We start from the raw sequence: 25859 nt of genomic DNA, 5'->3' as shown, positions 1-25859 counted from the left end.
CGATTGCATGCCGTTATTACAGGAGTTTCACCACTATGATCACCAAACATCGTTTACTGCTGGCTTTGGCGCTGTCCGCTACCCTGGCCAGCGGCGCCACCCAGGCCGCCGGGCTGATGGATTCCCTCAGCAGCGCGGCGGGCGAACTGAGTAAGTCGGGCGGCGACAGCAGCGGCGGCATGTCGCTCTCCTCGTTGACCGGCCTGCTGAACGGTGGCGACAAGGCGTTGAGCTCCAGCAGCATGACCAATGCCGCCGGCATTCTGCAGTACTGCGTGAAAAACAACGTGCTGTCGGCTAACGGCGCCGAAGGGGTGAAAGATCAACTGCTCAGCAAGCTGGGCATCACCAGCACCGAAAACGCCAAGAGCCAGGATTATCAGCAGGGCCTGGGCGGCTTGCTGCAGACCGGCGAAGGCAAGAGCCTGGATCTGAACAGCCTGGGCACCTCGCAGATCACCGAGAAGGTGAAGCAAAAAGCCTGCGATCTGGTGCTGAAACAGGGCAAATCCTTTATTTCATGATAAGCGAACGGCGGAGTGCTCCGCCGTTCTTTTTTGTATAAGCTGGAAAAATGAAAAAAACGTTGATGCTTTCCCTGCTGGCAGGGATGACGATGTTGCAGGGGTGTTCCGTGAAATCCAACGATGCGCCACCGCCGCCGCAGGTGAAACCGATCGGCATGGCGAACCCGGCCGACGTGTACTGCACCCAAATCGGCGGCAAGCTGAACGCCAAAGAGAATGCGGCAGGCCAGTATTCCACCTGTACCTTGCCGAGTGGGCAGGAAATTGAAAGCTGGGAGCTGTTCCGCCGCGATCATCCGGTGAAAAAGTAACCCTATGCGGCGCCGGTTCCGGCGCCCGATCAGAATTGGCGATCGCCTATCGACTGCAGTTGCAGGCTGCCGTCTTTTTGTAGCGTCAGCGGCATGCGCCAATCGCGCTGTTTATCCAGGTTGAACGGCCGGGAGCGGAACATGCAGCCGGTCTTGATGTTCTTGATTTTCATCACGTGTTCCGCGTCCGCATTGATTTTCACCTCGAAGCTGCCGGCGGGCGGAATAAAGACTTCCGCCAGCTGCTGCGGCGCCGTCGGCGTTTCCAGCTTGACCAGCACCGCAAAATCGTTGCCCTGATTATCCAGCGTCAGCCGATGCAGACCGGCCGTGGGCAGCCGCGTCGGCTGATGCAGATAACCCGCTGAGGCGGGCCACGGCTGCCCGGCATTGTCATGCAGCGGCCCGCCGCACTGTTCACGCGCCTCGCGCAGCGGCATTTCGCGCTTTATTGCGCGGTTGTAATCGGCGGGGGCGGCGAGGCTGAACTCGTCGTCATATTGGTGGGCGCGCAGATAGCGCTTGGCGCCGAGCACCCCAACGGCGACCAGCATGAAGAACAAAAATATCCTCAGGCGATTTTTGAAAATCAGCCCGAACAGCTTCCCGGGGAGTTGAAACAGCCACCTTGCGATCGTCAATAACATCGTTTTCCCTTAGCGCCCAAGCCGTTACGTCTGCGGTAACTTCGCTTGCCTCAGTATAGCCAACATCCCGCAGGCGAAAATCCTGCCCGGCGATTTTTCTTTCGCTCACGGTTGTACGTTTGTGTTTGTTTGTGTACATTTGTGATCACTTTAGCGTCACCGGATTGACACGATGTCCAAACTGCTACCGAATGAGCGCCACCAGGCCATTCTCGACACGCTTCGCCAACAGGGGCGGGTGCTGGCGCTGGAGATGGCGCAGCGGCTGAATACCACCGAAGCCACCATCCGCCGCGATCTGCGCCAGCTGGCGGCGCAGAATCTGTGCAAACGCATCTATGGCGGCGCGCTGGCGCCGACGCCGGCCGAAGGCCCCGTTGCGGCGCGCATGGCGCTCAGCGGCGATGAGAAGCTGGCGCTGGCGCAGACCGCGCTGGGGTTGATCGGTGAAGAACAACTGATCTTCCTCGACGCCGGCAGCACCCATCTGTATCTGGCGGATCTGTTGCCGCGCGATCGGCGTTTGACGGTGGTGACCAATGCATTGAGCATCGCCGGTAAAATGCTGGAGCGGCCGGGGATCCGCACCATCCTGATCGGCGGCGAGCTGGATGCGCAGGTCGGCGGCTGCGTGGACGCCAAGGCGGCGGAAGAGATAGACGGTTTCCATTTCGATCTGGTGTTCACCGGCATCTGCGCCTACGACCCGGACGGCGGCTTTTCCGCGCTGAGCTACCAGGATGCCACGTTCAAAAAGCGGCTGCTGACGCGTGCCGGCAGCGTGGCGGTGCTGTGTACCCGCGATAAGCTCAATACCTACGCCCCTTACCCCTTCCTGCCCGCCGGGCGGGTGGATCATCTGGTGACGGCGCGCGGCGCGCACCCGCAGCTCGAGCTGCAGGTGGCGCAGGGCGGCGGCCAGGTTTGGCACAGCGATTTACCGACCGGAGAATGATGATGAAAATAGCCCATGTAGCCCTGTGGACCCGCGACATCGACGCGCAGCTGGCGTTCTGGCAGCGCTATTTCAACGCTGAGGCGGGCGAGGAGTACGTCAGCCGCAACCGGCCGGGGTTTGTTTCCCGCTTCGTCAGCCTGGCGGCCGGGCCGACGCTGGAGATCATGCGCGTGCCGACGCTGTTGCCGGCGCAGGCCCAGGAAGAGCGGGTGGGCTGGGCGCACATCGCGCTGTCGCTGGGGGATGAGCGGCAGGTCGATCGGTTGGCGCAGCGCGCGCAGCAGGAGGGCATCCTGCAGTCCGCGCCGCGCTGGACCGGCGACGGCTTCTACGAGGCCGTCATCCGCGATCCGGACGGCAACGCGATTGAAATCACCGCCTGATCACTCCTCTTCGATGCTGGTGAACTGCTCGCCCAGATAATCGAGCAGCAGCCTTACCGCCGGCAGCAGCCCGCGGCGCGACGGGTAAACCGCATGCACCACGCCGCCCTGCGGCTGCCAGCCGGGCAGGAGCTGGACCAGTTCGCCGCGCAGCATGTCGTCGCGCATCATCATCGCCGGCAGCTGAACGATGCCGGCGCCGGCGATGGCGGCGGTGCGCAGCATCAGCATGTCGTCGGTGACCAGCCGCGGCGTGTGTTCCCACTCCACCCGTTCACCCTGCGGGCCGGTCAGCCGCCATTGGTGCTGAGCGCGCGCGGGGCCGAGATCGAGCGTCGGGTATTTACGCAGGTCTTCCGGCGCGTGCGCCGGCCCGAGGGTGCGCACCAGCGCCGGGCTGGCGGCGACGCACCAGGTGCGCTGCGCCAGGATCTTCAGCACCAGATCGCTGTCTTCCAGCGGCGGCGGCCGCACGCGGATCGCCAGATCCAACCCTTCCCCCACCACGTCCACCCGGCGGTTGGTCGCTTCCAGATGCACCGTCACCTTCGGATAGTCGGCCATAAAGGCCGCCACCATGCTGCCGACGCGGGTGTGCAGGATCGCCACCGGGCAGGACATGCGCACCGTGCCGCAGGGCTCGGCGCGCGTCTGTTCGATCGCCTGCTGCGCCGCTTCCGCTTCCACCAGCATCGCCTTGCAGTGCGCGTAATAGTTTTGGCCGACCTCGGTCACCGAGAAACGCCGCGTCGAGCGCTGGATCAGGCGCACGCCCAGCCGCTCTTCCAGCAGCGCCACGCGGCGGCTGAGCTTGGATTTGGGAATGCCCAACGCCCGGCCGGCGGGGGCGAATCCCTGGTGATCGACCACGCTGGCGAAGAAAAACAGATCGTTCAGATCGGTCAGCATCCTATCCCTTATCGTTCTACCAGTAGAACACTGAGTGTACATCTTGCCTACTACTGCAGCAAACCCCGACGGATTAAACTTCTGCCATCAACTTAAGGCCGTGAGGCCTGAAACGGGAGTTCAAGATGAAAAAAATCCTCGGTATTCACAACAGCCCGGAAGCACATTGGGTCGGTAACGGTTTCCTGGTGAATTCGCTGTTCTCTTATAACGATTTGGGGGCGGAAATGAGCCCGTTCCTGCTGCTTGATCACGCGGCGCCAACCAAATTCCGCTCTGCCTCCGGCACCCGCGGCGTGGGTCAGCATCCGCATCGCGGTTTTGAAACGGTGACCATCGTCTATCAGGGCGAAGTGGAACACCGCGACTCGACCGGCAGCGGCGGGGTGATTGGCCCCGGCGACGTCCAGTGGATGACCGCCGCCTCTGGCATTCTGCATGAAGAGTTCCATTCGCGGGACTTTTCGCGCAAGGGCGGCACCATGGAAATGGTGCAGCTGTGGGTCAATCTGCCGGCCAAGGACAAAATGGCCGAGCCGGGTTACCAGACGCTGCTGAACGCCGATATTCCGGTGGTTCCGCTGGCGGACGGCGCCGGGCAGGTGCGGGTGATCGCCGGTGACTTCGGCGGCCACGCCGGCCCGGCACGCACCTTTAGCCCGCTCAACGTGTGGGATATGAAGCTGAATGCCGGCCACACCACCACGCTGACGGTGAAAGAAGGCCATACGCTGGCGCTGGTGATGCTGCACGGCGCGATCCTGGTCAACGGCGAAGAGGTGGTGCGCGAAACCCAAATGGTGCGTTTCGACCGGGCGGGGGATGCGATCACTATCGAAGCCAACAACGACGTCGCGCTGCTGGTGCTGAGCGGCGAACCGATCGATGAGCCTATCGTCGGCTACGGCCCGTTCGTCATGAACAGCGACGCGGAAATCCAGCAGGCGTTCCGCGACTTCAACAGCGGCAAGTTCGGCAGCATGAACGCCGAAGCGAGCGCCGGCTGACCGCAGGCGCCCGAGCCGGGAAGCGTTCCCCGGCTCAGGCGCTACACTTAGACCTCAGCGCCCCGTCCCTGCGGCGGGGCGCTTCATCCGCAACATCAACCCCCACAGGAGTAAAACCATGACTGCAAACTACAAACGCCTCGACAAGGACCAGGCCGCCGTATTGCTGGTGGATCATCAGGCAGGGCTGCTTTCGCTGGTGCGCGATATCGATCCCGATCGGTTTAAAAACAACGTGCTGGCGCTGGGTGATTTAGCGAAGTACTTCAATCTGCCGACCATTCTGACCACCAGTTTCGAAAACGGCCCCAACGGCCCGCTGGTACCGGAATTGAAGGCCCAATTCCCCGATGCCCCTTTCATTCCTCGCCCTGGCCAAATCAACGCCTGGGACAACGACGACTTCGTCAAGGCGGTAAAAGCCACCGGCCGTAAGCAGCTGATCATCGCCGGCGTGGTGACCGAAGTGTGCGTGGCATTCCCGGCGCTGTCGGCGCTCAATGAAGGCTTTGAGGTCTTTGTGGTGACCGACGCCTCCGGCACCTTCAATGAGCTGACGCGTCAGTCGGCCTGGAGCCGCATGGAAGCCGCCGGCGCGCAGCTGATGACCTGGTTCGGCGTCGCCTGCGAACTGCACCGCGACTGGCGCAACGACATCGAAGGCCTGGGCACGCTGTTCTCCAACCATATCCCGGACTACCGCAATCTGATGACCAGCTATAACACGCTGACAAACGGTAAGTAACGCGACGCTCCTTTACCCCACCTTTAGCCTTTCATCACGTTAGACGCGTGATGTAAGCAAAACGTAGCGGGGCGAAAAGGTAGCGAAAAGCGGCTTTCTCATTAGCCGGGAGCGGGGTAGCGTAATCCCGAACCCGGCAAATGAGGCTAATTCAATGAAACAAGCAATCAAGATCCTGGCGCTGCCCTGCATGGGCATGGCGCTGTTGTTCAGTGCGAGCGCGATGTCTGCCCCCGAGGCGCCTGCGGCCAAAGCGGTGCCGCCCGCGGCGGATGAGCCGATGCGCATGCCGCCTTTCCCGGGCGGGCACCCGCCCAAGCCGGGGTTCTGCCACGGCGGCGAACTGTTCTGCGCCACCTCGGCCAGCGACAATCCGGTGGAAACCATCAATAAACTGACGGCGGTGATCCCGGCGGGCAGCGCCAAGCATTACGAGGTGCGCGTCGCGGTGGTCGCCGTGCCGGACGCCCCGCCTGCGCGTTAACGGGCCGTCATCCCGCTCTGGTTCGCACGCTCAAGGCGCGTTAGGCTAAGGCGTGCGTTTAACGGGAGGCGGAATGACCCCTTTATCACCATTGCCCTATCTCCAGCCCGGCGATCGCGCGCTGTTGTTCGACGGCGAATGCAATCTGTGTCACGGGCTGGTAAGGTATCTTATTCGCGCCGATCGGCAGCGGTGCATTCTGTTGGCGACGGTGCAATCCGTCGAAGGGCAGGCGATCCTGCAGGCGTTGGGGCTGCCGACCGATCGTTTCGATTCCGTGGTCTATGTTGAGCAGGGGCGCTATTGGCTGCGTTCGGCTGCGTTGTTCCAGGCGCTGCGCCAATTGGGGTGGCCGTACCGCGTGCTGGCGCTGGCGCGTTACCTGCCGCCGCGGCTGGCGGACAAGGTCTACGACGCGGTCGCCGGCAATCGCTACCGGCTGTTTGGCCGCAACGACGGCACCGGCCTGCCGGGCGCCGATCAGCCCGGGCGCTATCTGCCTCGGCGGCGGGAACCGCCGGCCTGAGCTTTACGCTTCTTTACCATCCAACTGCTTGAAATATCAACATTCCAGCCCCATATAATGGAACGTTCAGCCAACAAGGAGCGCGTATGGGAATCAGTGAAGAAGAGCACATCCGCCGTTTGACCCAGGAGAAGAACGACATGGGCAATACGGCGAAGTGGGTGGCGATCGTTTCCGCCGTATACTTTGCCTTGATGGTGTTTTACGGCCACCCGATCGGCGTGTTGGCGATGTCGGGCGCGGTGTTCATCGTCTCTACCACCACCTGGCTGAAAAAGCGTCAGAAGGTCAAATCTTACCGCATGGCGTTGGCTAAAATCAGCGACGATCAGCCCTGATAGTCGCCGCGCTTTAGCGTATATACCAGGCTCGGCGCCGCGCCGGGCACGTCATCCAGCGTATCCACACGCTGCATGCCGATCTTTTCCAGCACCCGCCACGAAGCCTGATTCTCCGCGCGCACAATGGCGGAAATCTCACCCATCCCCAGCCCGACAAACCCGTATTGCAGTGAAGCCCACGCCATCTCGGTGGCCAGCCCCATGCCCCAGACGCGGGTGTCGAAGCGATAGCCGAGGTTCACGGTGCGCTGCGCGCCGAGCGGTTTCCAGGACAACCCGCCAAACCCGATAACCCAATCCGGCCGTTCGCGCAGGGCGAGCGCCCAGGAGCCGTAGCCGTGTTGCCGCCAGCCGGCGAGCCGCTCCTGCAGCGCCGAAGCGGCCTGCGCCTCGCTGGTGAGCGGGCCGGCGGGGTTGAAGAGCTGGGTTTGCGGATCGCCAAAGATGGCGTAGAAACGTTCGAGGTCCGCCATCACCGGCGGCCGCATCTGCAGGCGTTCGCTGAAGTACGGGGCTGAAGGATTAAAGCTCGGCATCGTTTCTCCCGGCCGGATAAATGAACAGCGTTCACTGTAGTCCAGATCGGCGAAACGGGAAATCCCCCCTCTGCGGGTGAGAGGGGGAGAGAGGCATTACAGGAAGGAATCGTCGTCGTCGTTGTAATCGTCGTCGGCGTAGTCCTGGTCGTCCTGGTAGTTGGCGTTCTGGAAGCCGTTGTCCTGATTCAGGAAGCTGCCGCCGTCGCCGTTGTTGAAGGTATCAAGGTTGTTGGAAGCGTCGAAATTGCGCATCGCGCTGTCGTCCAGCGGCGCCGGGGTTTCTTCGATAATGTTCACGATTTCCTGCGGCTGCGAATGGCGGAACATGCCGGTCAGCATGTCGGCCAATACCACGCCGCCGGCGACGCCCGCCGCCGTTTGCAAGGCGCCTCCCAGGAAGCCGCCGGCGCGTGAAGGCGCCGCCTGCTGCGGTTGGGCGTAGGCTGGCTGCTGCGGCTGCGCGTAGCCCCCCTGCTGCGCGTTGTTCCAGGCCGCCGTATTTTGCTGCTGCGCCTGATACTGTTCACGCGGGCTAGGCGTATTGCGGCTGCCGCCGCCGAACAGGCCGGCCAGGAAACCGCCGCTGCTCTGTTGGCCGTTGGCGGTTTGCTGCAGCTGCGCAACCTGGGCTTCCAGCTCTTTGACCCGCTGGTCCATCTGCTTGAGCGCCGCTTCCTGAATGATCATCGCCTGCGCCATGTAATAAGGGGCGGAAGGCTGCTCGCGAATATGCTGATTGATTTGCTGTTCTGCCTGGAGATCCCGTGGGCCCGTCTTGGTCTCGGCTTCTTTCAGGCGGCCAAACAGACCATCGATAAGGCGTTGTTCTTCGGATTGCATAGGCGTACCTCGGGAGATAAATAACGGTGCTGGATGATCGTTGTCATCGGTAACAATCACCCTAGCGCGTTTACATGAACCAATAAATAAATGACGGGTAAACCTGTCTATGAATTTGTTACCAATTACGGCAGCGGGATCAGCATCACCAGCTTCAGGCCGCCGTGCTCCGCCGGGTGGAAGGTGAGCTGGCGATAGCGCAGCGCGCCTTGCTGAGGGTGCTCGAACGCGCGCTCGCCGCCTTCGCGCGCCATCACGTCATGCTGTTTCCACCAGTGATTAAAGTCCGCGCTGTTGTGCGTCATGCTGCGCACGAAGGCGCGCATCTCTTCGGTGTTTTGATGGTGGCTGGTTTCGGCGCGGAATTCGGCCACCACGCGGCGGGCACGTTCTTCCCAATCGCTGACCAGCGTTTTCGCCAGCGGGTGGAAGAACATGAAGTGCAGCAGGTTGGGGCTGTTGGCCACATCCAGCCAGCCGCTGAACAGCGCCGCCGCCTGCGGGTTCCAGGCGACGACGTTCCAGGTCACGTCCAGCAGGTAACAGGGCACCGTCATCTGGTGCACGCTTTGCAGCACCGCGTCGTTGGCGGTTTCGCGGTGAGTTTCCTGCTCGGGGTCGGCGACGCGCGCCAGGGTAAACAGGTAGTGGCGTTCGGCGGGGCCGAGCCGCAGCGCCTTGGCGATGCGCGCCAGCGTGAAGGGGGAAATGGACACCTCGCGCCCCTGTTCGATCCAGGTATACCAGGTGGCGCTGATGCCGCTGATTTGCGCCAGCTCTTCGCGCCGCAGGCCGCTGGTGCGGCGGCGTGAGGAACTGGGCAGGCCGAGCATTTCCGGCGTGATGCGTTCGCGGTGTGCGCGCAGAAACGCGCCGAGGGCCTTTGGCCCGGATAAGGCTTCTGATGACATAGCGTGGTACCTATTTATACCAGGATAACTGCTCATATTGTACCCGTATAGTAGCCTGATTATAGTAGCCGAAAGTCTTCAGGCACAGGCGCAAGCCGGATAATAACGGGAGCAAACATGAGCATCAGCAACAGCCATAAAAACGCGGTAGACCGGCAGTTCGGCGAGCAGGCCAACGCCTACTTAACCAGCGCGGTACACGCGCAGGGCAAGGATTTGCAGCGCCTTGCACAGTTACTGGAACCGCATGCCGGCGCGCGCCTGCTCGATCTGGGCTGCGGCGCCGGGCATGCCAGCTTCACGGCGGCGGGCAGGGTAGCGCAGGTGGTGGCCTACGATCTGTCGGCGCAGATGCTGGCGGTGGTGGAGCTGGCGGCGGCGGAAAAAGGCCTGAACAACATTCAGCTGCAGCAGGGCGTGGCGGAGTCTTTGCCGTTTGAGGACGCCGGCTTCGATCTGGTCATCAGCCGCTATTCGGCGCACCACTGGCACGACGTCGGCCAGGCGCTGCGTGAGGTCAGGCGGGTACTCAAGCCGGGCGGCAGAGCGATCTTTATGGACGTGGTCTCGCCGGGGCATCCGCTGTTGGATATCTATCTGCAAACCGTGGAAGTGCTGCGCGACACCTCACACGTGCGCAACTATGCGCCGGGCGAGTGGCTGATGTTGCTGACCGAAGCCGGGCTGGTGGTGCGCGAGGTGACGTCGGATCGGTTGATGCTGGAGTTTGGCAGTTGGGTGGCGCGCATGCGCACGCCGGCGCATTTCGTTACCGCGATCCGCGCGCTGCAGCAAAGCGTGTCGCAGGAGGTGGCGGCGCATTTCGCCATTCAGCCGGACGGCACCTTTACCAGCGATATCATGATGTTTGAAGTGACGAAGGGCTGAAAGCAACGGGGCAGCCGATGAAGGCTGCCCCGCGAAACGCTATCGGCTGCGATGCGCTTATTTTTTATCTTCCAGCAGGCAGCGGTAGATCAGGCCGCCGATAATGCCGCCGACCAGCGGCACCAGCCAGAATACCCACAGCTGCTGCAGCGCCCAGGTGCCCTGGAAGATCGCTACGCCGGTGCTGCGCGCCGGGTTGACGGAGGTGTTGGTCACCGGGATGCTGATCAGGTGGATCAGGGTCAACGTCAGGCCGATCGCCAACGGGGCGAAGCCTGCCGGCGCGCGCTTGTCGGTCACGCCATGAATAACGATCAGGAAGAAGGCGGTCAGCACCAGCTCAATCACGATTGCTGATTGCAGAGAGTAACCGCCCGGAGAGTGTTCGCCGTAACCGTTGGAGGCGAAACCGCCTGCGGTGGCGTCGAAACCGGCTTTGCCGCTGGCGATCAAATACAGCACCGCCGCTGCGGCGATACCGCCGATCACCTGAGCGATCACGTAAGGGATCACGTCTTTCGCCGCGAAACGGCCGCCGGCGAATAAGCCGACGGTGATCGCCGGGTTAAAGTGCCCGCCGGAAATATGGCCGACGGCATAGGCCATCGTCACCACGGTCAGACCGAAAGCGAGCGCGACGCCGAGGAAACCAATACCCAGCTGTGGGAATGCCGCTGCTAATACTGCGCTACCACAACCACCAAACACCAACCAAAATGTGCCAAAAAATTCGGCAAAAAGTCGCTTTGACATAGATTCCATCCTGCGGAATTGACTAACGGGCGTTAGCACTAAAAACTATAGAACAGCTTTTTCAGTTCATGCAGATATTCTATAGAATTTTCTTAATGCACCTTGAATAACGGCGGTATTAAATCCCCGGTATTTTATTTTGTCTATGAGAAAAACGCCGTTTTTTCCCGTGCCGGCGCGCGTTTGCCGTTTTTTTTATCTTTGCCATAAGAATTTACCCTAAGCGAAATGGCACGCTATTTTCGGGCGATTTTTTCCAGCGGTTTTCCCCATTCAATACGCTCAGGTTAATTGCTAATTTCTATTTGCCAGCCAACCTTATTACCGATTGTGCATTTGACGAATGGCCTGTTGTCATCTAAGTGTCATGCTAAATTAATATCTTCTTCTGCCTGATAACGCTTCATTCAACCTCGGGTAAAAATCATGAAAATAAAATCGCTCTCCCTGCTGTTGGCTTCACTGTTTCCTGTATTCACCTACGCTGCCGACATTGAGGTGGCGCGTTATGTGGTCGGCTTTCCCGGCGGGGAACGCGTCGCTTATCAGGGGGCGTTCGCCAAGAATTTCCCGCAGGGGCTGCCGGTGGGGATCGGCTCAGGGCTGACGTTCAACAGCAAGCAGGGCGACGATCTGGTGCTGACGACGCTGACCGATCGCGGCCCGAATGCCGATGCCCCTGCGGTGGGCAAGCAAGAAGCCAAGATTTTCGCCAATCCGCAATTCGTGCCCCTGTTGATGGACATTCGTATTGGCGGCGGCAAGGCCGTGGCCGAGAATGCGCGGCCCTTGCATGACGAAAAAGGGCCGATCAGCGGGCTGCCGCTGCCGGGCGAGCTGATTGGTTCCACGAACGAAGTGGCGTTGAATGACGCGCTGCAACCGCTGTCCGGCGATCGCCGCGGGTTGGATACCGAAGGCATCATCGGTGACGGCAACGGCGGCTATTGGCTGTGTGACGAGTACGGCCCGTTTCTGATCCATGTCGACGGCAAAGGCAAAATTCTCGCCAAATACGGCCCAACGCCGCAGGCCGGCGAGCAGGCGGTGGCGAGCGGTTTACCGAACATCCTGAAGTGGCGCCAGCCCAACCGCGGTTTTGAGGGGCTGACCCGAATGCCGGATGGGCGCATTCTGGCGGCGGTGCAGAGCACGCTGGATGTCGAGGGCAAAAGCAAAAACAAGGCGCAGTTTATCCGGCTGGTGAGCTTCGATCCGCGCAGTGGCAAAACCGCCATGTACGGCTATCCCATCGATATCGACAGCTATAAAAAAGCCAAAGACGCCAAGATTGGCGATGTGGTGGCGTTGGACAACCAGCGCATCCTGTTGATTGAACAGGGAAGCGATAAAGATAAGACGATGATCAACAAGATCTATCTGGTGGATCTCGCGCAGGCCAGCGATCTGAGCGCGTTTGACGACCAGGGGAAAGCGCTGGAGTTCGACGATGCGAAAGAGCTCGCCAAACGCGGCGTGAAGCTGGCGCAGAAACGGGAAGTGGCGGATCTGCGCCAGTTGGGCTGGCGCCAGGAGAAAGCCGAAGGGTTGGCGCTGATCGACGATCGCACGCTGGCGGTGATCAACGACAACGATTTCGGCTTGCAGGCCAAGCTGGTGGATGCGTCGCCAAAGAGCAAGAAAATCGGCGACTACCAGTTGGAGAAGGAAGGGCGGTTGAGCCTCGACGGCGACAAGACCGACGCCCGCATCGAATTGCGCCCGCTGGAGCAGCCGGAGTCGCTGAGCGAGCTCTGGGTGCTCACCTTGCCGCACCCCTTGAAGTGACCGATATCGGGGGCGATAGCGCCCCCTTTTGCTTCAGGCTTCCGCGTGCCGCTGCGGCGTTCTGCCGCGCGAGATGCTCCCCCACACCGTCAAAATCAGCGTAGCTCAGCGCGCCTCGGCGGGGAAAAAATCTTAAATAGCGGCGGCGCGCGTTCTTTCTTTTGTCCTGTCTTTAATTGTTCATCAAATAGGGGTAAGGTGAAGCCTGTAAAGTCATTCCTGCCTGAAAATACATACTCGCTCTCACTTCCTCCTTATTCTCCTCACAATGATTGATGTTCTTTACGTTGCGTGACGTCCGTTTTCATTGGCTAGCGGATAATTAACATCACTGACAACGAGCTAATAAACAAGAACACCTGGAGTCAATCATGAAACTTATCCCAAGCATCGCAGCCGTATTGATCGCCGCCGCTTCCTTCTCCACTTTCGCCGCGCCGCTGTCGTCGGTGAAACAGGTCAACAGCGAGCAGGCCGCCAATCTGCAAAGCGTCGGCGTAGTGTCGGTTTCCGGCATTAGCGGCTCACCGCATGACGCCATCACCGCCCTGAAAGAAAAAGCCGCGGCGGACGGCGCCAGCCATTACCGCATTATCGGTCTGGATACCCCCGGGGATTCCAGCAACTGGCGCGGCAATGCGGAAATTTATCGCTAAGCGTTGGTTTTTTTTCACCCTTTGGCCGCGGCAGTGCGGTCAATAAAATAAACGGTCGTAATAATTATCTGAATAGCCGGGGGCATAGCGGCTTATTTTCAGGTCATTATTACGACCGTTTTTCTTTTTCCACCGCGGCAGAGGTTGCATTTTTTTACAACTGTGTCCGCCGCTTTCGGAATCATGTTAATGATTACTTAAGAAATTCGGCTCACATTGAGGGCTTAACCCAAGGAGGCCTCAATGTTAAATGCGACCCGGCTGCAACTGATGAATCACTTCGCTTACCTGCAGCAATTTATGTACCTGCAGCAATTTATGGCTTCGCCGCGCACCGTCGGCACGCTGGCGCCTTCTTCTCCGTGGCTGTGCCAGGCGATGTTGAACCAGATTGAATGGACCCGGGCGTTGTCGATCGCGGAGCTGGGCGCGGCGGACGGCGTACTGACCAAACGCATTCTGGGGCGGATGCGCGCCGATGCGGCGCTGGAGGCTTTCGAGATCCAACCCCATTTCGTGCATCGGCTGCGTGGAATAGACGATCGGCGGCTGCAGGTGATGGCCCATTCGGCAACCCGGATGGCCACGGATTACGACGTGGTGTTTTCCTGCCTGCCGCTGCTGTCGATCCCGGTCAGGATCAGCGTGCGCATTCTTCAGCAGGCCCGGCAGCGGCTGCTGGCGCGCAATGGCACGCTGGTGCTGTTCCAGTACAGCCACCTGTCGGAAAAATTGCTGTCGCGCTATTTTCACTGGAAGCGCCTGCGGGTGGTGCGCAACTTCCCGCCGGCGCTGGTGTATGTCTGTACGCCGCGTTAGCTACAGCGTTTTCTCCATCACCACCACGTCTTCGTCATGCTGCCGGCGGCGCTCAAGGGGATGCCAACCCCAGCCGGCGTACAGCGCTTCCGATTTATCGGTGATGAGATGCAAGACCGAGTGATGGCGCTGCCGCGCCGCCTCGACGATGGCCATTTCCAGACGGTGGGCGATGCCCTTGCGGCGGTGATCGGGATGCACGAAAACGCCGGCCAGCCACGGGGTGAGATCCTGGCGCTGATGATCGTCGCTGGGCCACAGGCTGGCCATGCCCACCGGGCGATCGCCATCGATCATCATCAACGTCAGGTGATCGTCGCTCGGCCGGCTGCATTGGGCGAAGCGCAGCTGGGTGCGCTCCAGCGTTCCGCCGCGCTGTGAGCCCCACTGGCCGAAGGCCCAGGCGGCGCACACATCGGCAAACTGCGGGCACTCCGACAGCGGAATGATGCGTTGAGTCATGGTGATCTCCCGGTTTTTTGCTGTTTCTCCGTTCTATTTAACCGACTTTTCCGCCATTTTTTTAACTTTTTAAAGCCGCTCTTTCAGCGGTTTCGCGGTGTTTCGGCGCCCCCCCGGCGCCGTTTCCCGGATTTCTTTTGGCAATTGCGGCGCAGGATTGCAAGTGCTAATGAGAGTGATTATCATGCGCACACTATTCCCCGTGTCGGTTCAATCATGCGCAATCCCCTCATTTTACTGCTGCTTTCCCTGTGCTTTGGCGTGTTTTCCGCTCAGGCGAAGACGGTGACCGATATCACCGGCCGCCAGGTCGTGGTGCCGGACAACCCGCAGCGCATCGTGGTGGGGGAGAGCCGCATGCTGTATACGCTGGCGCTGCTGGAGCCGGGCAACCCGGCGCAGCGCATCGTCGGCTGGCCGGCGGATCTGGCGCGGTTCGACGCGCAAAGCTGGCAGCTCTATACGCAGAAATTCCCGCAGATCGCCGCGATCCCCATTATCAGCGGCAATAATTTCCGCCAGGTTAACATCGAAAGCCTGCTGCAGCTGAAGCCGGATCTGGTGATCCTGGCGCGCTACGCGCGTGAAGACGGCGACAACGATCTGCTGGTTTCCGCGCTGAACAAGGCCGGCGTGGCGGTGATCTACGTCGATCTGCGCATCGATTTGCTGAACAACACCGTGCCGAGCGTGCGGCTGCTGGGCGAAGTGCTCAATCGCCGGCAGCGCGCCGAGCAGTTCATCGCGTTTTATCAGCAGCATATGGCGGTGATCCGGCAACGGCTGGCGGGCTATCAGGGGCCGAAGCCCAAAGTGATGCTGCACCTGCATCTGGGGCGGCGCGACACCTGCTGCACTACCGCCGCGCACGGCAACCTCGGCGATCTGCTGACCTTCGCCGGCGGCGACAACATCGCCAACGCCAGCGTCAAAGGGGTGTATGGCGAACTGAACCCGGAAACCATTCTGAGCGCCAATCCCGAGGTTTACCTCGCGACCGGCATGGCCGGCCCGCAGGGCAAGCGGCTGTCCGATCTGCGCCTCGGGCCGCAGGTCAGCCAACAGGACGCCGCCGATAGCTTCCGCCGGCTGATCGCCAAACAGCCAATGCTGGCCAGCCTGCAGGCGGTGAAAAACCATCGCGCCTGGAGCGTCTGGCACAATTTTTACCTCAGCCCGTATCACGTGGTGCTGGTCGAGATGTTCGCCAAAGCGTTTTACCCGGATCTGTTCGCCGACATTAACCCGCAGCAGACCTTCCAACAGCTTTATCAGCAGTTTTTGCCGTTACCTTTTTCAGGGACCTATTGGAGTCAGTTAGATAATGAATAACAACAAGCGCGGCTGGTGGTGCGCGTTGCCTTTGGCGGCCTGCGCAACATCGCCGACGTGGGCGGCGGAAAAAGCCGCATCGAAAGAAGAAAGCCTGGTGGTGATTGGCCGCAAAGACGCCGACGGCGTGCAGAGCTATCAGCCGTTGACCAGCGTCACCGGCACCCGCAGCGAAACCAGCCTGCTGAACGTGCCGCAGGCGATCGACGTGGTGCCGCAGCAGGTGATTACCGATCAGGCGGTCAGCAGCCTGGACGAAGCGCTGTACAACGTCAGCGGCATTACCCAGGCCAACACGCTGGGCGGCACCCAGGACGCGGTCATGAAACGCGGCTTCGGCGACAACCGCGACGGCTCCATTCTGCGCGACGGCGTGCGCTCGGTGCAGGCGCGCAACTTCACGCCGACCACCGAGCGGGTGGAGGTGCTCAAGGGGCCGGCCTCGATGCTGTACGGCATGGGCGAGCCGGGCGGGATGATCAACATGATCACCAAAAAGCCCCAGCTGCAGCAGCATACCCACGTGGAAGGCTGGGGCAGCAGCTTCAACGGCGGCGGCGGCCAGCTTGACGTTACCGGGCCGCTCGGCACGTCGGGGTTCGCCTATCGCATGATCGTCGATCACGATGAAACCGATTACTGGCGCAACTTTGGCCGCAATCGCCAGACGGTGATCGCGCCGTCGTTGATGTGGTACGGCGAGAACACCACCGTGCGCTTGGCCTATGAACATATGGAATATCTGGTGCCGTTCGATCGCGGCACCATTATCGATTCGCGCACCGGCAAACCGGTGAATACGCCGCGCGATCGCCGTTTCGACGAAGCCTATAACGCCACCCGCGGCGATCAGGACAGCGTTACCCTGCAGATCGATCAAACGCTCAACGAGCGCTGGAAAAGCTCACTGACCTACGCCTACAGCCGCAACAGCTACAGCGACAACCAGGCGCGCGCCACGGCGCTGAACCCGGAGAGCGGCGTATTGAGCCGCCAGGCCGACGCGACCGCCAACGCCGTCAGCCACGCCAACGCGGTGCAGCTGACGCTCAATGGCGACGTGGACTGGGGCAGCATCAACCACCAGATGCTGTTCGGCTTCGATTTTGAAGATAACCGTACCTACCGCGGCGACATGATCCGCGGTAAAAAGAACAGCGATTTCAATATTTATCATCCGGTATACGGCCTGATGCCGCCGTCGACCGCGGTAAGCGCCAAAGACAGCGACCAGCGGGAAAACCTCACCAGCTACGGCTGGTTTATGCAGGATTCCATCCAGCTGACCGATAAATGGCTGGTGATGGGCGGGCTGCGTTACGACGCTTTCGACGTTTATGCCGGCAAGGGGCGGCCGTTCCAGACCAATACCGACAGCTCGGACAGCAAGCTGGTGCCGCGCGCCGGGGTGGTCTACAAGCTGACGCCTTATGTGTCGCTGTACAGCAGCTATACCGAGTCGTTCAAGCCGAACTCTTCCATCTCCACCCAAATTGGTTCGCTGCCGCCGGAGCAGGGCAAGTCGTGGGAAGTCGGCGGCAAGCTGGCGCTGCCGAACGGCGTTACCGGCACGCTGGCGCTGTTTGACATCACCAAGCGCAACGTGATGGTCAGTGAGCTGGTGGAGGGCGAAACCGTGACGCGCACCGCCGGGCGCGTGCGTTCGCAGGGCGTGGAGCTGGACGTGGCCGGTAATCTCACCGACTCGCTGAGCCTGATCGGTTCCTATGCGTATACCGACGCGCGGGTGGTGGACGATCCGGACAACAAGGGGAAAGAGATGACCAACGTGGCGCGCCACACCGCCTCGCTGTTCCTGACCCAGAATCTGGGCAGCCCGGGCCTGTACAGCGGCGATGAGGTGCGCATCGGCGCCGGCGCGCGTTACGTGGGCCGCCGCCCGGGTGACGCCGCCAACAGCTTCTACCTGGATAATTACACCGTTGCCGATGCGTTCGCCGCTTATACCATGCCGATCAACGGCTATCGGGTGAAATGGCAGCTGAACGTGAAGAACCTGTTCGATAAAACCTACTACCCGTCCAGCGGCGGCAACCTGCGCGTGGCGGTGGGGGAACCGCGTGAGGTGGTGCTGCGCGGCAGTGTCGATTTCTAAGCCACGGGCGGTGAAATTTGCTTAAATAACCGCCCCAACGTTAAGGAGAACCCATGAGCCTGCAGATTCGTTTGGCGCAGCAGCGGGATATCGTGCACTTGATGGCGGTTGAACGTTCGGCGGCGCAGCTGTTTCGCCAGCAGCCGGAATGGCGCTTTATCGCCGAAGGCGAGGTGATGGCCCCGCAGCAGCATGCCGCATTTATCGCCGAGCGCCGTGAATGGCTGGCGGAAAGCGACAACGGCGAGTGCGCCGGTTTTATTGCCGTGCAGGCTCAGGGGGAAGATTGGCACATCGCCGAATTGTCGGTCGCCGGCACCTGGCAGCGGCAGGGCGTCGGCCGTCGCCTGATCGGCGCGGTGGCGCAAGAGGCCAAACGGCAGGGGGCAGGCCGCCTGACGCTCACCACTTTCATTGAGGTGCCGTGGAATGCGCCTTACTACCGGCGGCTGGGATTCCGGCCGCTCGACGACGCGCGGCTCACGGCCGCTCTGCGGCGGCACCTGGATGAGGATCTGGCGCACGGCTTTGCCGCAGGCAGTCGCTGTGCCATGGAATTTACACTATCGTAAATATTGAAATACAGAGCGGGCAGGGTATGATGCTGCCACCACGCCATCGCACCCGCTCGGTATTTTGGTATGCAATGCACTCAAGTCACCGCATAAGGGACAACCCGTAATGACACAAACCCTGTTCATGATAGGCGCTCGCGGAGCCGGCAAGACCACGGTAGGCAGCGCATTGGCGTTGGCGTTGGGCTATCAGTTCGTCGATACCGATCTGTTTATGCAGCAGGCGGCGCAGATGAGCGTGGCGGAAATGGTCGAGCGCGAGGGCTGGCTGGGGTTCCGCCGCCGCGAGACCATCGCGTTGCAAACCGTGACCAAGCCGTCAACTATAGTTGCCACCGGCGGCGGGGTGATCCTGGCGGAGGAGAACCGTCAGTTTATGCGCCAGCATGGCACCGTTATCTACCTGCGCGCGCCGGCCAGCGTGTTGGCGCAGCGGTTGGAAGAGTACCCGGAAGATGCGCAGCGCCCGACGCTCACCGGCAGGCCGATCGCCGAGGAGATGCTCGAGGTGCTGGCGGCGCGCGAAGCGCTGTATCAGGACGCCGCGCATTACGTGATAGACGGCGCCGCCGATCCGCAGCGGGTGGTGGAACAAATCCTCGCGGTGTTGCCGCGTGAGACGGTGAAGTAACCCTTTCTTCTCTTCGGGCGCCGGGCGCCCGTTTTCCTATTCCGTTTGCCGAGCCGGCGCAAAGTACGCCCCGGGCGTGACGCCGAAGCGGCGACGAAAGGCGGCGATATAGGCGCTGACGTTGTCATAGCCACAGGCGTCGGCCACCTCGCCGACCGCTTTGCCGCGTGATAATCCCTCCAGTGAACGCAATACCCGCGCCTGCTGGCGCCACAGCGCGAAGCTGATGCCGGTTTCCTGCAGAAAGCGGCGGCTCAGGGTGCGCGGGCTGAGCCCGGCCCAAATGGCCCAGTCGCGCTGGCTGCGCGGGCTGGCGGGATCGTTCAGCAGCGCCCGGGCGATGTTCAGCAACCGGGCGTCCTGCGGCAGCGGCAATTGTAACGGCGCGCGGCTTGCCGCGTGCATTTCGTCCAGCAGCACCTGCAGCAGCCGCCGTTGCGGCGCACTCAGCGGGCCGGCGGGGAACTGCGCGATGCGCTCCACCAGGGCCTGCAACAGCGCAGAGGCCGTGAACAGCTGCGGCTGCGGCGGCATCTCCGGCACGCTTTCCACCGGCAGATACAGACTCCAGCCCGCCACGTCGCCGCAGGCCAGCGCCTGATGGGCGCATCCCGGCGGCAGCCAGCCCAGCGTACCGCCGGTGATCGCCCATTGCCGGCCCGGGAGTTCCATTGCCAGCATGCCGCGCGTCAAGAGATAGATCTGGCCGCCTTCGTGCCGGTGCCAGGGCGTCAGGTGCTTTTTTTCATGCTGAAGGCGTTGGCTGCGGATCTGCGTCATATTGGCCGTTTATCGTTATTGAAAGTCTTGATGTGGTTATTATGCCATCGCCTAGCCGGGATAGGATCGCCGTTCACCCTATTTCGGAGAAACCTGATGACTCAACTTACCCCACTGGATCTGGTACTCGATACGCTGCAGCAGGTCGTCGCCAGCCCTGAACATCGGCCGACGCAGCTCGCCGCCCGTTTCAGTGCAGGCTACCGCCAGCAGGTGGATGGCAAGGTGCTGAACTTCGAGCAGTTTGAGCAACACATGGCGCTGCTGAAGCGGCAAACTCGCCGCATGACGCTGAGCGTGATCGCGGCGGCGGAGCGGGGCGAGGCGGTGCTGACCCATCATCTGGTCGAGGTGGAAAAGCGCGACGGCTCCTGCAGCCGCGTGCGGGTGCTGGCGCACTTCACCGTGCGTGAGGGCCGCATTTGCGCCTGCGATGAACTGACCGAGCTGCTGGCGGGCGTGCCCGGCGATCGCGATCTTGGCTCGCGCGTGTCGGAATGAGGGCGGCTGCTATACTTGCTACTGTGTGAAACACACGGGAGAACGGCATGCGCGAAAATGATCAACCTGCTTATCCACGGAGCGCCCGCGTCGTAGAGGTGTTTCGGGGCGACCCGAACCTGCATCTGCGCCGTTTTGAAGTGCGCACCGACGACATTGAGCCGAATACGCTGCTCAGTGAACATGAAACCGAGCAGGAAGCGCTCGACGCCAAGCATCGCTATGAGGACGAGGCGTTAGAGCTCTGACCTGCAGCCCAGCGGAAACCGGCGCTAGGCCGGTTTCCCGTTTATCCCCGCCTTAGCACATATTTCCCAGAACAATATTGATAATGATAATCATTTATGTGATTTTTATCGCCCCTATTGGGTGTTTCACTTCTGGGAAAAGAGATGTCCAATTCCGAGTTGCAGGCGCTGTTTCTGCGCCATATGCGGCCGCTGCAAGCCTATTTGAACGCCAAACTGCGCGACCCTCAGCTGGCTGCGGACTTGGCGCAGGAAAGTTTTACCCGCCTGACCGAGCAGTATCCGCAGGGTAATATTCTCGATATCGAGGCCTACCTGTACAAAACCGCCAAAAACCTGATGCTCGACCATCTGCGCCAGCAACAGCGGCGGCAGACCGAAGCGGTCGAAGACGACGTTCTGGCGCAGTATCCCTCCGGTGAACCGGCGCTTGAACAACTGGCGATCGATAGCCAATTGCTGCAGCTGTTGCAACAGGCGCTGGCGGACATGCCGCCGCGCACGCAGCAGATTTTCCGCCTTAACCGGCTCGATGGCCTGACCCAGGCGCAGGTGGCGGCGCAGCTGGGCGTGTCGCTCAGCACGGTGGAAAAACACTTGGCCAGCGCGCTCGAGCGGCTGATGGCGCGGATGGAAGAACAATAATGGCAATTTTTTTACGGGTTTATCCGCGCTCAGACGTCTTAACCTATAACCAGAAAAAACAGAGGTCTATGCCATTATGAAACCGCTAACCGCACAGGCGCGACAGCAGGCGGCCGCCTGGGCCGTGAGCCTGGCCGAAGGGGCGCTGCCGGCCGATCGGCGGCGAGCGCTGGACGCCTGGCTGGCCGCCGATCCGCAGCATCCGGCGGCGCTGCGTCAGGCTCGCCTGCTGTGGACGACGCTGGGGCAACTGCCGCCAGAGCAGCGGCAGGCGTTACAACCGCAGGTGGCGGCGCTGAAAACGCCATCTCGCCATCGATGGCCCCGCTGGGCGGTGGCGGCGGCGGTGGCGATCGCCGTTTCCTTCGGCGTTTATCGCGGGCCGGATCTGTGGATCGGCATGCAGGCGGATTATCAAACCGTTCGCGGCGAGGTGCGCGAAGTGGCATTGCCGGACGGCAGCCGGGTGGCGCTGGACAGCGGCAGCGCGATCGCACTGGCGTATTCCGCAGGCGAACGCAAGGTGCGGCTGCTGAGCGGCACCGCCTATTTTATCGTCGCGCCGTTAGGTGGGGCGGAAAGCCGCCCATTCAGGGTGGAGGCGGAAAACGGCGTCACCCAGGCGCTGGGCACCGAGTTCAGCGTGGCGCGCACTGAACGGGGCGTGGACATCAGCGTGCATCAGCACAGCGTGCGGGTGACGCTTGAGCGCGGCGAGCGCTCGTTGGTGGTCGCGCAACGCCAGGCGGCGCATTACCGCAACGGGCAGCTGCAGCTGACGCGGCAAACGGCCGGCGATGACGCCTGGCGGCGCGGCTGGCTGGTGATCGACCGCCAACCGCTGCCGCAGGCGCTCGCGCAGCTCAACCGCTATCGCGCGACCCGCATCGTGGCGGTCAATCCCGCGCTAAGAGCGCGCACGGTGAGCGGCGTGTTTGCGCTCAATAAGCTCGACGATGGCGTCGGCGCCATTCGTCAGGAACTCTCCGCCCGCCAACTGAATCTCCCCGGCATCACGCTGCTTTACTGAGCGGCGCAGGCGGGCCGGGATGCCCGTTTCGCCGCTATTTTCACTTTCTGTAAAAAATCTTTACGGGTTTTTGCCTCCCGGAACGTCCTTATGTTTAAACGAGATTGATTTCCATTATCACTTGGTTTGGCATTCTTTCGGGTGGAACACACACGCATGTTTATTCACAAGGGAACCACGCCGGCCGGCCGATTGGCCACGGCGGTACGCGCCGCGCTGGCGGCGATGATGTTGACTCAGCCGGCTGTGGCGCTCGCCGCCCAGGCTGAGGCGAACGGCGCGCAGGCTGCACAGCAAAAGCATTTCAACATTGCGGCGCAGCCGCTGCAAAGCGCCATGTTGCGCTTCGCCGAGCAGGCCGGCATGCAGGTATTTTTCGACGAGGTGAAGCTCGACGGCATGCAGGCGGCGGCGCTGAACGGCAGCATGAGCGTTGAACAGGGCCTGCGGCGCTTGATCGGCGGCAATCCGGTGGCTTTCCGCCTGCAGCCGCAGGGGCAGATCGTATTGAGCCGGCTGCCGACGGCGAACGGCGACGGCGGTGCGCTGGCGCTGGACAGCCTGACGGTGCTGGGCGCCGGCGGCATCAACGCTAACGATTGGGTTTACGACGAACCGCGCTCGGTCAGCGTCATCAGCCGCGAACAGATGGACAACCGCCCGGCGCGACACGCGGCCGATATTCTGGAGCAGACGACGGGGGCCTATTCCAGCGTCAGCCAGCAAGATCCGGCGCTGTCGGTCAACATCCGCGGCATACAAGACTACGGCCGGGTGAACATGAACATCGACGGCATGCGGCAGAATTTTCAAAAGAGCGGCCATGGCCAGCGTAACGGCACCATGTACATCGATTCCGAACTGCTGTCCGGCGTAACCATCGACAAGGGCACCACCGGCGGTATGGGCAGCGCCGGCACGCTCGGCGGCATCGCCACCTTCAATACCGTCAGCGCGAGCGATTTCCTGGCGCCGGGCAAAGAGCTGGGCGGCAAGCTGCACGCCAGCACCGGCGATAACGGCACCCACTTCATCGGCAGCGGCATACTGGCATTGGGCAACGAAACCGGCGATATCCTGCTGGCCGCCAGCGAACGCCACCTCGGCGACTATTGGCCCGGCAACAAGGGCGACATCGGCAACATTCGCATCAATAACGACACCGGCAATTACGATCGCTACGCCGAGAGCATCAAGAACAACAAAATCCCCGACACTAATTACCGCATGCACTCGCGGCTGGCCAAGGTGGGCTGGAACCTGCCCGCCAACCAGCGCCTGCAGCTGAGCTATCTGCAGACCCAGACCGCGTCGCCGATCGCCGGCACCTTGACCAACCTGGGCACCCGGCCGCCTTATGAACTGGGCTGGAAGCGCACCGGTTACAGCGACGTGATGGCGCGCAACGCGGCATTCGACTACAGCCTGGCACCGGAAGGCGTCGACTGGCTCGATTTTCAGGCCAAGCTGTATTACGTCGATACTCAGGACGACAGCGACACCTACAGCACCAGCTCGCTGCTGGACAACGGCTACGCGACGCGCACCCGCCTGCGCACCTATGGCGCGCAGGCGCAAAACACCTCGCGTTTCAGCCTGGCGCCGGGGCATGACTTCCGCGCCAACTACGGGCTGGAGTTCTATTACGACAAAGCGACCAGCGACTCTTCCCGTGAGGGTATGGAAGGGGTTACGCCGGCCGGCAACCGTTCGGTCGGCAGCCTGTTCGCCAACCTGACCTACGACTACGACGGCTGGCTGACGCTGGAGGGCGGGCTGCGTTACGACCGCTATCGCCTGCGCGGCCAGACCGGCCTGAGCTATCCGGACTTGGCCAAGGATGGGCAACGCTACACGATTGACAATCCTTGCAAAGCGTTGCGTCTGACCGGCTGTTCAACCACTACCCGCGAAGATTGGGACGTGGATCGCGATCAGGGCAAGCTGTCGCCGACGCTGGCGGTGGCGGTGCGCCCCGGCGTGGAGTGGCTTGAGCTGTATACCACCTACGGCAAATCCTGGCGGCCGCCGGCGATCACCGAAACGCTGACTAACGGCAGCGCGCACAGTTCTTCCACGCAATACCCCAACCCGTTCCTGCAGCCCGAGCGCTCGCGCGCCTGGGAAGTCGGGTTCAACGTGCAGCAGCCGGATCTGTGGTTTGAGGGCGATCGGTTGGTGGCCAAGGTGGCCTACTTCGACACCAAAGTGGATAACTACATCAACCTGGCGATAGACCGCAATAAACCGGGGCTGGTGCAGCCGAGCATCGGCAATGCCGCTTACGTCAACAACCTGTCTAAAACCCGCTTCCGCGGGCTGGAGTACCAGCTCAACTATGACGCCGGGGTGTTCTACGCCGACCTGACCTACACCCACATGATCGGCAAAAATGAGTTCTGCTCGAACAAGGCCTGGTTGGGAGGGCGTCTGCGCTACGGCGACGGATCGCGCCGCGGCAACTTCTATGTTGAGCCGGATGCCGCTTCCAATGACTTCGTCACGTGTGACGGGGGGACGCAGTTCGGCTCCGCCGCCTACCTGCCGGGCGATCGCGGCTCGGTGACGCTGGGCGGCCGCGCCTTCGATCGCAAGCTGGACGCCGGGGTGACCGTGCGCTTTGCGCCGGGCTATCAGGACAGCTCGGTGCCATCCAATTATCCGTACCTGGCCGACTGGCCGAAGTACACCCTGTTCGATCTGTATGCCAGCTACAAGCTGACCGACAGCCTGACGCTGCGCGGCTCGGTGGAGAACCTGACCAACCGCGCCTACGTCGTCAGCTATGGGGAGACGCTGGCCAATACCCTGGGGCGCGGCCGCACCGTGCAGGGCGGGGTGGAATACCGTTTTTAAGCAGTAAAAGGGCGTTGCTCATCCTTGAGCACAAGGGCTGCCTCGCAAGGGGCGCCGTTCATCAATGGAGATAGAGAAATGGCATTTTCAGTCAACTATGACAGCAGTTTCGGCAGCTACAGCATTCATAACTATCTGAACGAGTGGGCGTCGTCATTTGGCGATATCAACCACACCAACGGTAACGTCACCGACTCCAACAGCGGTGGCTTCTATGGCGGCAGCCTGTCCGGCAGCCAATATGCCGTGACCAGCACCGCCAACAACATCACCTCGTTCGTGGCGGGCGGGAATCTGACCTACACCTTATTCAATGCCCCGGCGCACACCTTGTACGGCCAACTGGACTCCCTGTCGTTCGGCGATGGCCTGAACGGCGGCGGCTCCACGCCGTACAACATCCAGGTGCCTGACGTCAGCTTCGGCGGCCTGAACCTCAGCAGCCTGCAGGCGCAGGGCCACGATGGCGTGGTGCACCAGGTGGTGTACGGCCTGATGTCCGGCGATACCGGCGCGCTGGAAACCGCGCTGAACGGTATCCTCGACGACTACGGCCTGAGCGTCAATTCCACCTTCGATCAGGTGGCGGCGGCGACGGCGGTGGGCGTGCAGCACGCCGACAGCCCGGAACTGCTGGCGGCCTGATCGCGG

General features: G+C 61.6%; 31 protein-coding genes. 23 read left to right on the top strand and 8 right to left on the bottom strand.

What is annotated here, in order from left to right; all coding sequences use genetic code 11:
* The first annotated feature begins 35 nt into the window (after positions 1 to 35).
* Together ACJ8IN_RS09780 and ACJ8IN_RS09775 are read left to right on the top strand one after the other, a co-directional pair.
* Positions 36 to 524 (top strand): DUF2501 domain-containing protein, encoded by a 489-nt coding sequence (locus ACJ8IN_RS09780; protein WP_015376789.1) that lies wholly within the window; start codon positions 36 to 38, stop codon positions 522 to 524.
* Positions 525 to 574: 50 nt separating this feature from the next.
* Positions 575 to 838 (top strand): putative hemolysin, encoded by a 264-nt coding sequence (locus ACJ8IN_RS09775; protein WP_004940597.1) that lies wholly within the window; start codon positions 575 to 577, stop codon positions 836 to 838.
* Positions 839 to 867: 29 nt separating this feature from the next.
* Here ACJ8IN_RS09775 and ACJ8IN_RS09770 read toward each other — a convergent pair whose 3' ends face one another.
* The gene (locus ACJ8IN_RS09770; protein ID WP_033637240.1) at positions 868 to 1485 is read right to left on the bottom strand and encodes a hypothetical protein; all 618 of its coding nucleotides are present in this window, start codon (positions 1483 to 1485) and stop codon (positions 868 to 870) included.
* Between the two features lie 172 nt (positions 1486 to 1657).
* Between ACJ8IN_RS09770 and ACJ8IN_RS09765 the strand changes: the two genes are divergently transcribed.
* A complete protein-coding gene (locus tag ACJ8IN_RS09765; protein ID WP_151265543.1) occupies positions 1658 to 2440 on the top strand; it encodes a DeoR/GlpR family DNA-binding transcription regulator in 783 nt (260 codons plus the stop codon).
* 2 nt (positions 2441 to 2442) lie between these two features.
* Positions 2443 to 2826 (top strand): VOC family protein, encoded by a 384-nt coding sequence (locus tag ACJ8IN_RS09760; RefSeq protein WP_033647378.1) that lies wholly within the window; start codon positions 2443 to 2445, stop codon positions 2824 to 2826.
* Here the strand turns inward: ACJ8IN_RS09760 and ACJ8IN_RS09755 are convergent, their stop codons facing one another.
* Positions 2827 to 3735, bottom strand: coding sequence for a LysR family transcriptional regulator (locus tag ACJ8IN_RS09755; RefSeq protein ID WP_033637243.1), 909 nt, complete (start codon positions 3733 to 3735; stop codon positions 2827 to 2829).
* A gap of 125 nt (positions 3736 to 3860) precedes the next feature.
* Here ACJ8IN_RS09755 and ACJ8IN_RS09750 point away from each other — a divergent pair, with 125 nt between their 5' ends.
* The 5 genes from ACJ8IN_RS09750 (at position 3861) to ACJ8IN_RS09730 (ending at position 6835) form a co-directional block, all read left to right on the top strand.
* The gene (locus tag ACJ8IN_RS09750; RefSeq protein WP_047569096.1) at positions 3861 to 4742 is read left to right on the top strand and encodes a pirin family protein; all 882 of its coding nucleotides are present in this window, start codon (positions 3861 to 3863) and stop codon (positions 4740 to 4742) included.
* Positions 4743 to 4860: 118 nt separating this feature from the next.
* Positions 4861 to 5487, top strand: a complete 627-nt coding sequence (gene ycaC / locus ACJ8IN_RS09745; protein WP_004928476.1) for an isochorismate family cysteine hydrolase YcaC — start codon at positions 4861 to 4863, stop codon at positions 5485 to 5487.
* 154 nt (positions 5488 to 5641) lie between these two features.
* Complete coding sequence (locus ACJ8IN_RS09740; RefSeq protein WP_049196435.1) at positions 5642 to 5971, top strand: hypothetical protein; 330 nt, start codon at positions 5642 to 5644, stop codon at positions 5969 to 5971.
* Positions 5972 to 6044: 73 nt separating this feature from the next.
* Complete coding sequence (locus tag ACJ8IN_RS09735) at positions 6045 to 6497, top strand: thiol-disulfide oxidoreductase DCC family protein (protein WP_041033568.1); 453 nt, start codon at positions 6045 to 6047, stop codon at positions 6495 to 6497.
* Positions 6498 to 6583: 86 nt separating this feature from the next.
* Positions 6584 to 6835 carry a hypothetical protein gene (locus tag ACJ8IN_RS09730; protein WP_033637247.1) on the top strand — a complete coding sequence of 84 codons (252 nt, stop codon included), beginning with the start codon at positions 6584 to 6586 and terminating at the stop codon, positions 6833 to 6835.
* On the opposite strand, the gene ACJ8IN_RS09725 is transcribed toward ACJ8IN_RS09730, so the two are convergent.
* The 3 genes from ACJ8IN_RS09725 to ACJ8IN_RS09715 form a co-directional block, all read right to left on the bottom strand.
* Positions 6826 to 7374: a GNAT family N-acetyltransferase gene (locus ACJ8IN_RS09725; protein WP_047569093.1), complete on the bottom strand. Its 549-nt coding sequence runs from the start codon at positions 7372 to 7374 to the stop codon at positions 6826 to 6828. The genes ACJ8IN_RS09730 and ACJ8IN_RS09725 overlap by 10 nt on opposite strands.
* Before the next feature lie 96 nt (positions 7375 to 7470).
* The gene (locus ACJ8IN_RS09720) at positions 7471 to 8217 is read right to left on the bottom strand and encodes a DUF2076 domain-containing protein (RefSeq protein WP_033637249.1); all 747 of its coding nucleotides are present in this window, start codon (positions 8215 to 8217) and stop codon (positions 7471 to 7473) included.
* Between the two features lie 125 nt (positions 8218 to 8342).
* Positions 8343 to 9128 carry a helix-turn-helix transcriptional regulator gene (locus tag ACJ8IN_RS09715; protein WP_033647368.1) on the bottom strand — a complete coding sequence of 262 codons (786 nt, stop codon included), beginning with the start codon at positions 9126 to 9128 and terminating at the stop codon, positions 8343 to 8345.
* Positions 9129 to 9245: 117 nt separating this feature from the next.
* Here ACJ8IN_RS09715 and ACJ8IN_RS09710 point away from each other — a divergent pair, with 117 nt between their 5' ends.
* The gene (locus ACJ8IN_RS09710) at positions 9246 to 10016 is read left to right on the top strand and encodes a class I SAM-dependent methyltransferase (RefSeq protein ID WP_308325460.1); all 771 of its coding nucleotides are present in this window, start codon (positions 9246 to 9248) and stop codon (positions 10014 to 10016) included.
* Between the two features lie 57 nt (positions 10017 to 10073).
* On the opposite strand, the gene aqpZ is transcribed toward ACJ8IN_RS09710, so the two are convergent.
* On the bottom strand, positions 10074 to 10769 hold the full coding sequence (aqpZ, locus tag ACJ8IN_RS09705; protein WP_025301712.1) for an aquaporin Z: 696 nt from the start codon (positions 10767 to 10769) through the stop codon (positions 10074 to 10076).
* A 426-nt stretch (positions 10770 to 11195) separates the two neighbouring features.
* On the opposite strand from aqpZ, the gene ACJ8IN_RS09700 reads away from it, so the two are divergent.
* The 3 genes from ACJ8IN_RS09700 to ACJ8IN_RS09690 all read left to right on the top strand — a co-directional run bounded on the left by ACJ8IN_RS09700 (position 11196) and on the right by ACJ8IN_RS09690 (position 14032).
* Positions 11196 to 12557 carry an esterase-like activity of phytase family protein gene (locus tag ACJ8IN_RS09700; RefSeq protein ID WP_086579551.1) on the top strand — a complete coding sequence of 454 codons (1362 nt, stop codon included), beginning with the start codon at positions 11196 to 11198 and terminating at the stop codon, positions 12555 to 12557.
* A 371-nt stretch (positions 12558 to 12928) separates the two neighbouring features.
* Positions 12929 to 13213: a YdgH/BhsA/McbA-like domain containing protein gene (locus ACJ8IN_RS09695; RefSeq protein ID WP_033647361.1), complete on the top strand. Its 285-nt coding sequence runs from the start codon at positions 12929 to 12931 to the stop codon at positions 13211 to 13213.
* A 243-nt stretch (positions 13214 to 13456) separates the two neighbouring features.
* A complete protein-coding gene (locus ACJ8IN_RS09690; protein ID WP_442519496.1) occupies positions 13457 to 14032 on the top strand; it encodes a class I SAM-dependent methyltransferase in 576 nt (191 codons plus the stop codon).
* On the opposite strand, the gene ACJ8IN_RS09685 is transcribed toward ACJ8IN_RS09690, so the two are convergent.
* Positions 14033 to 14494: a GNAT family N-acetyltransferase gene (locus ACJ8IN_RS09685; protein WP_033637256.1), complete on the bottom strand. Its 462-nt coding sequence runs from the start codon at positions 14492 to 14494 to the stop codon at positions 14033 to 14035. It abuts the gene before it with no gap.
* A gap of 216 nt (positions 14495 to 14710) precedes the next feature.
* Here ACJ8IN_RS09685 and ACJ8IN_RS09680 point away from each other — a divergent pair, with 216 nt between their 5' ends.
* The 4 genes from ACJ8IN_RS09680 (at position 14711) to aroL (ending at position 19148) form a co-directional block, all read left to right on the top strand.
* Entirely contained in the window at positions 14711 to 15826 is a 1116-nt protein-coding gene (locus ACJ8IN_RS09680) for an ABC transporter substrate-binding protein (RefSeq protein ID WP_308325461.1), read from the top strand.
* The gene (locus ACJ8IN_RS09675) at positions 15819 to 17942 is read left to right on the top strand and encodes a TonB-dependent siderophore receptor (RefSeq protein ID WP_308325462.1); all 2124 of its coding nucleotides are present in this window, start codon (positions 15819 to 15821) and stop codon (positions 17940 to 17942) included. Before ACJ8IN_RS09680 ends, ACJ8IN_RS09675 begins: the two co-directional genes overlap by 8 nt.
* 53 nt (positions 17943 to 17995) lie before the next feature.
* Positions 17996 to 18514, top strand: a complete 519-nt coding sequence (locus ACJ8IN_RS09670) for a GNAT family N-acetyltransferase (protein WP_033647354.1) — start codon at positions 17996 to 17998, stop codon at positions 18512 to 18514.
* Positions 18515 to 18623: 109 nt separating this feature from the next.
* A complete protein-coding gene (gene aroL / locus ACJ8IN_RS09665) occupies positions 18624 to 19148 on the top strand; it encodes a shikimate kinase AroL (protein WP_060420437.1) in 525 nt (174 codons plus the stop codon).
* Positions 19149 to 19184: 36 nt separating this feature from the next.
* On the opposite strand, the gene ACJ8IN_RS09660 is transcribed toward aroL, so the two are convergent.
* On the bottom strand, positions 19185 to 19928 hold the full coding sequence (locus tag ACJ8IN_RS09660; protein ID WP_060429179.1) for a helix-turn-helix domain-containing protein: 744 nt from the start codon (positions 19926 to 19928) through the stop codon (positions 19185 to 19187).
* Positions 19929 to 20024: 96 nt separating this feature from the next.
* On the opposite strand from ACJ8IN_RS09660, the gene ACJ8IN_RS09655 reads away from it, so the two are divergent.
* The 6 genes from ACJ8IN_RS09655 to ACJ8IN_RS09630 all read left to right on the top strand — a co-directional run bounded on the left by ACJ8IN_RS09655 (position 20025) and on the right by ACJ8IN_RS09630 (position 25853).
* Positions 20025 to 20429, top strand: a complete 405-nt coding sequence (locus tag ACJ8IN_RS09655) for a nuclear transport factor 2 family protein (protein ID WP_161725898.1) — start codon at positions 20025 to 20027, stop codon at positions 20427 to 20429.
* Between the two features lie 47 nt (positions 20430 to 20476).
* Positions 20477 to 20677, top strand: coding sequence for a YaiA family protein (locus ACJ8IN_RS09650; RefSeq protein ID WP_004940491.1), 201 nt, complete (start codon positions 20477 to 20479; stop codon positions 20675 to 20677).
* A 144-nt stretch (positions 20678 to 20821) separates the two neighbouring features.
* Positions 20822 to 21322, top strand: coding sequence for an RNA polymerase sigma factor (locus ACJ8IN_RS09645; protein WP_033653296.1), 501 nt, complete (start codon positions 20822 to 20824; stop codon positions 21320 to 21322).
* Between the two features lie 76 nt (positions 21323 to 21398).
* On the top strand, positions 21399 to 22352 hold the full coding sequence (locus ACJ8IN_RS09640) for a FecR family protein (RefSeq protein ID WP_308325463.1): 954 nt from the start codon (positions 21399 to 21401) through the stop codon (positions 22350 to 22352).
* A 156-nt stretch (positions 22353 to 22508) separates the two neighbouring features.
* On the top strand, positions 22509 to 25208 hold the full coding sequence (locus ACJ8IN_RS09635; RefSeq protein ID WP_039567011.1) for a TonB-dependent receptor: 2700 nt from the start codon (positions 22509 to 22511) through the stop codon (positions 25206 to 25208).
* Positions 25209 to 25286: 78 nt separating this feature from the next.
* Entirely contained in the window at positions 25287 to 25853 is a 567-nt protein-coding gene (locus tag ACJ8IN_RS09630) for a heme acquisition protein HasA (RefSeq protein ID WP_004940479.1), read from the top strand.
* The last annotated feature ends 6 nt before the right edge of the window (positions 25854 to 25859 follow it).

This window comes from Serratia sp. CY31944 (assembly GCF_052169175.1).
Lineage (GTDB): Bacteria > Pseudomonadota > Gammaproteobacteria > Enterobacterales > Enterobacteriaceae > Serratia > Serratia sarumanii.
This window is presented reverse-complemented; position numbering and strand designations above follow the sequence as displayed.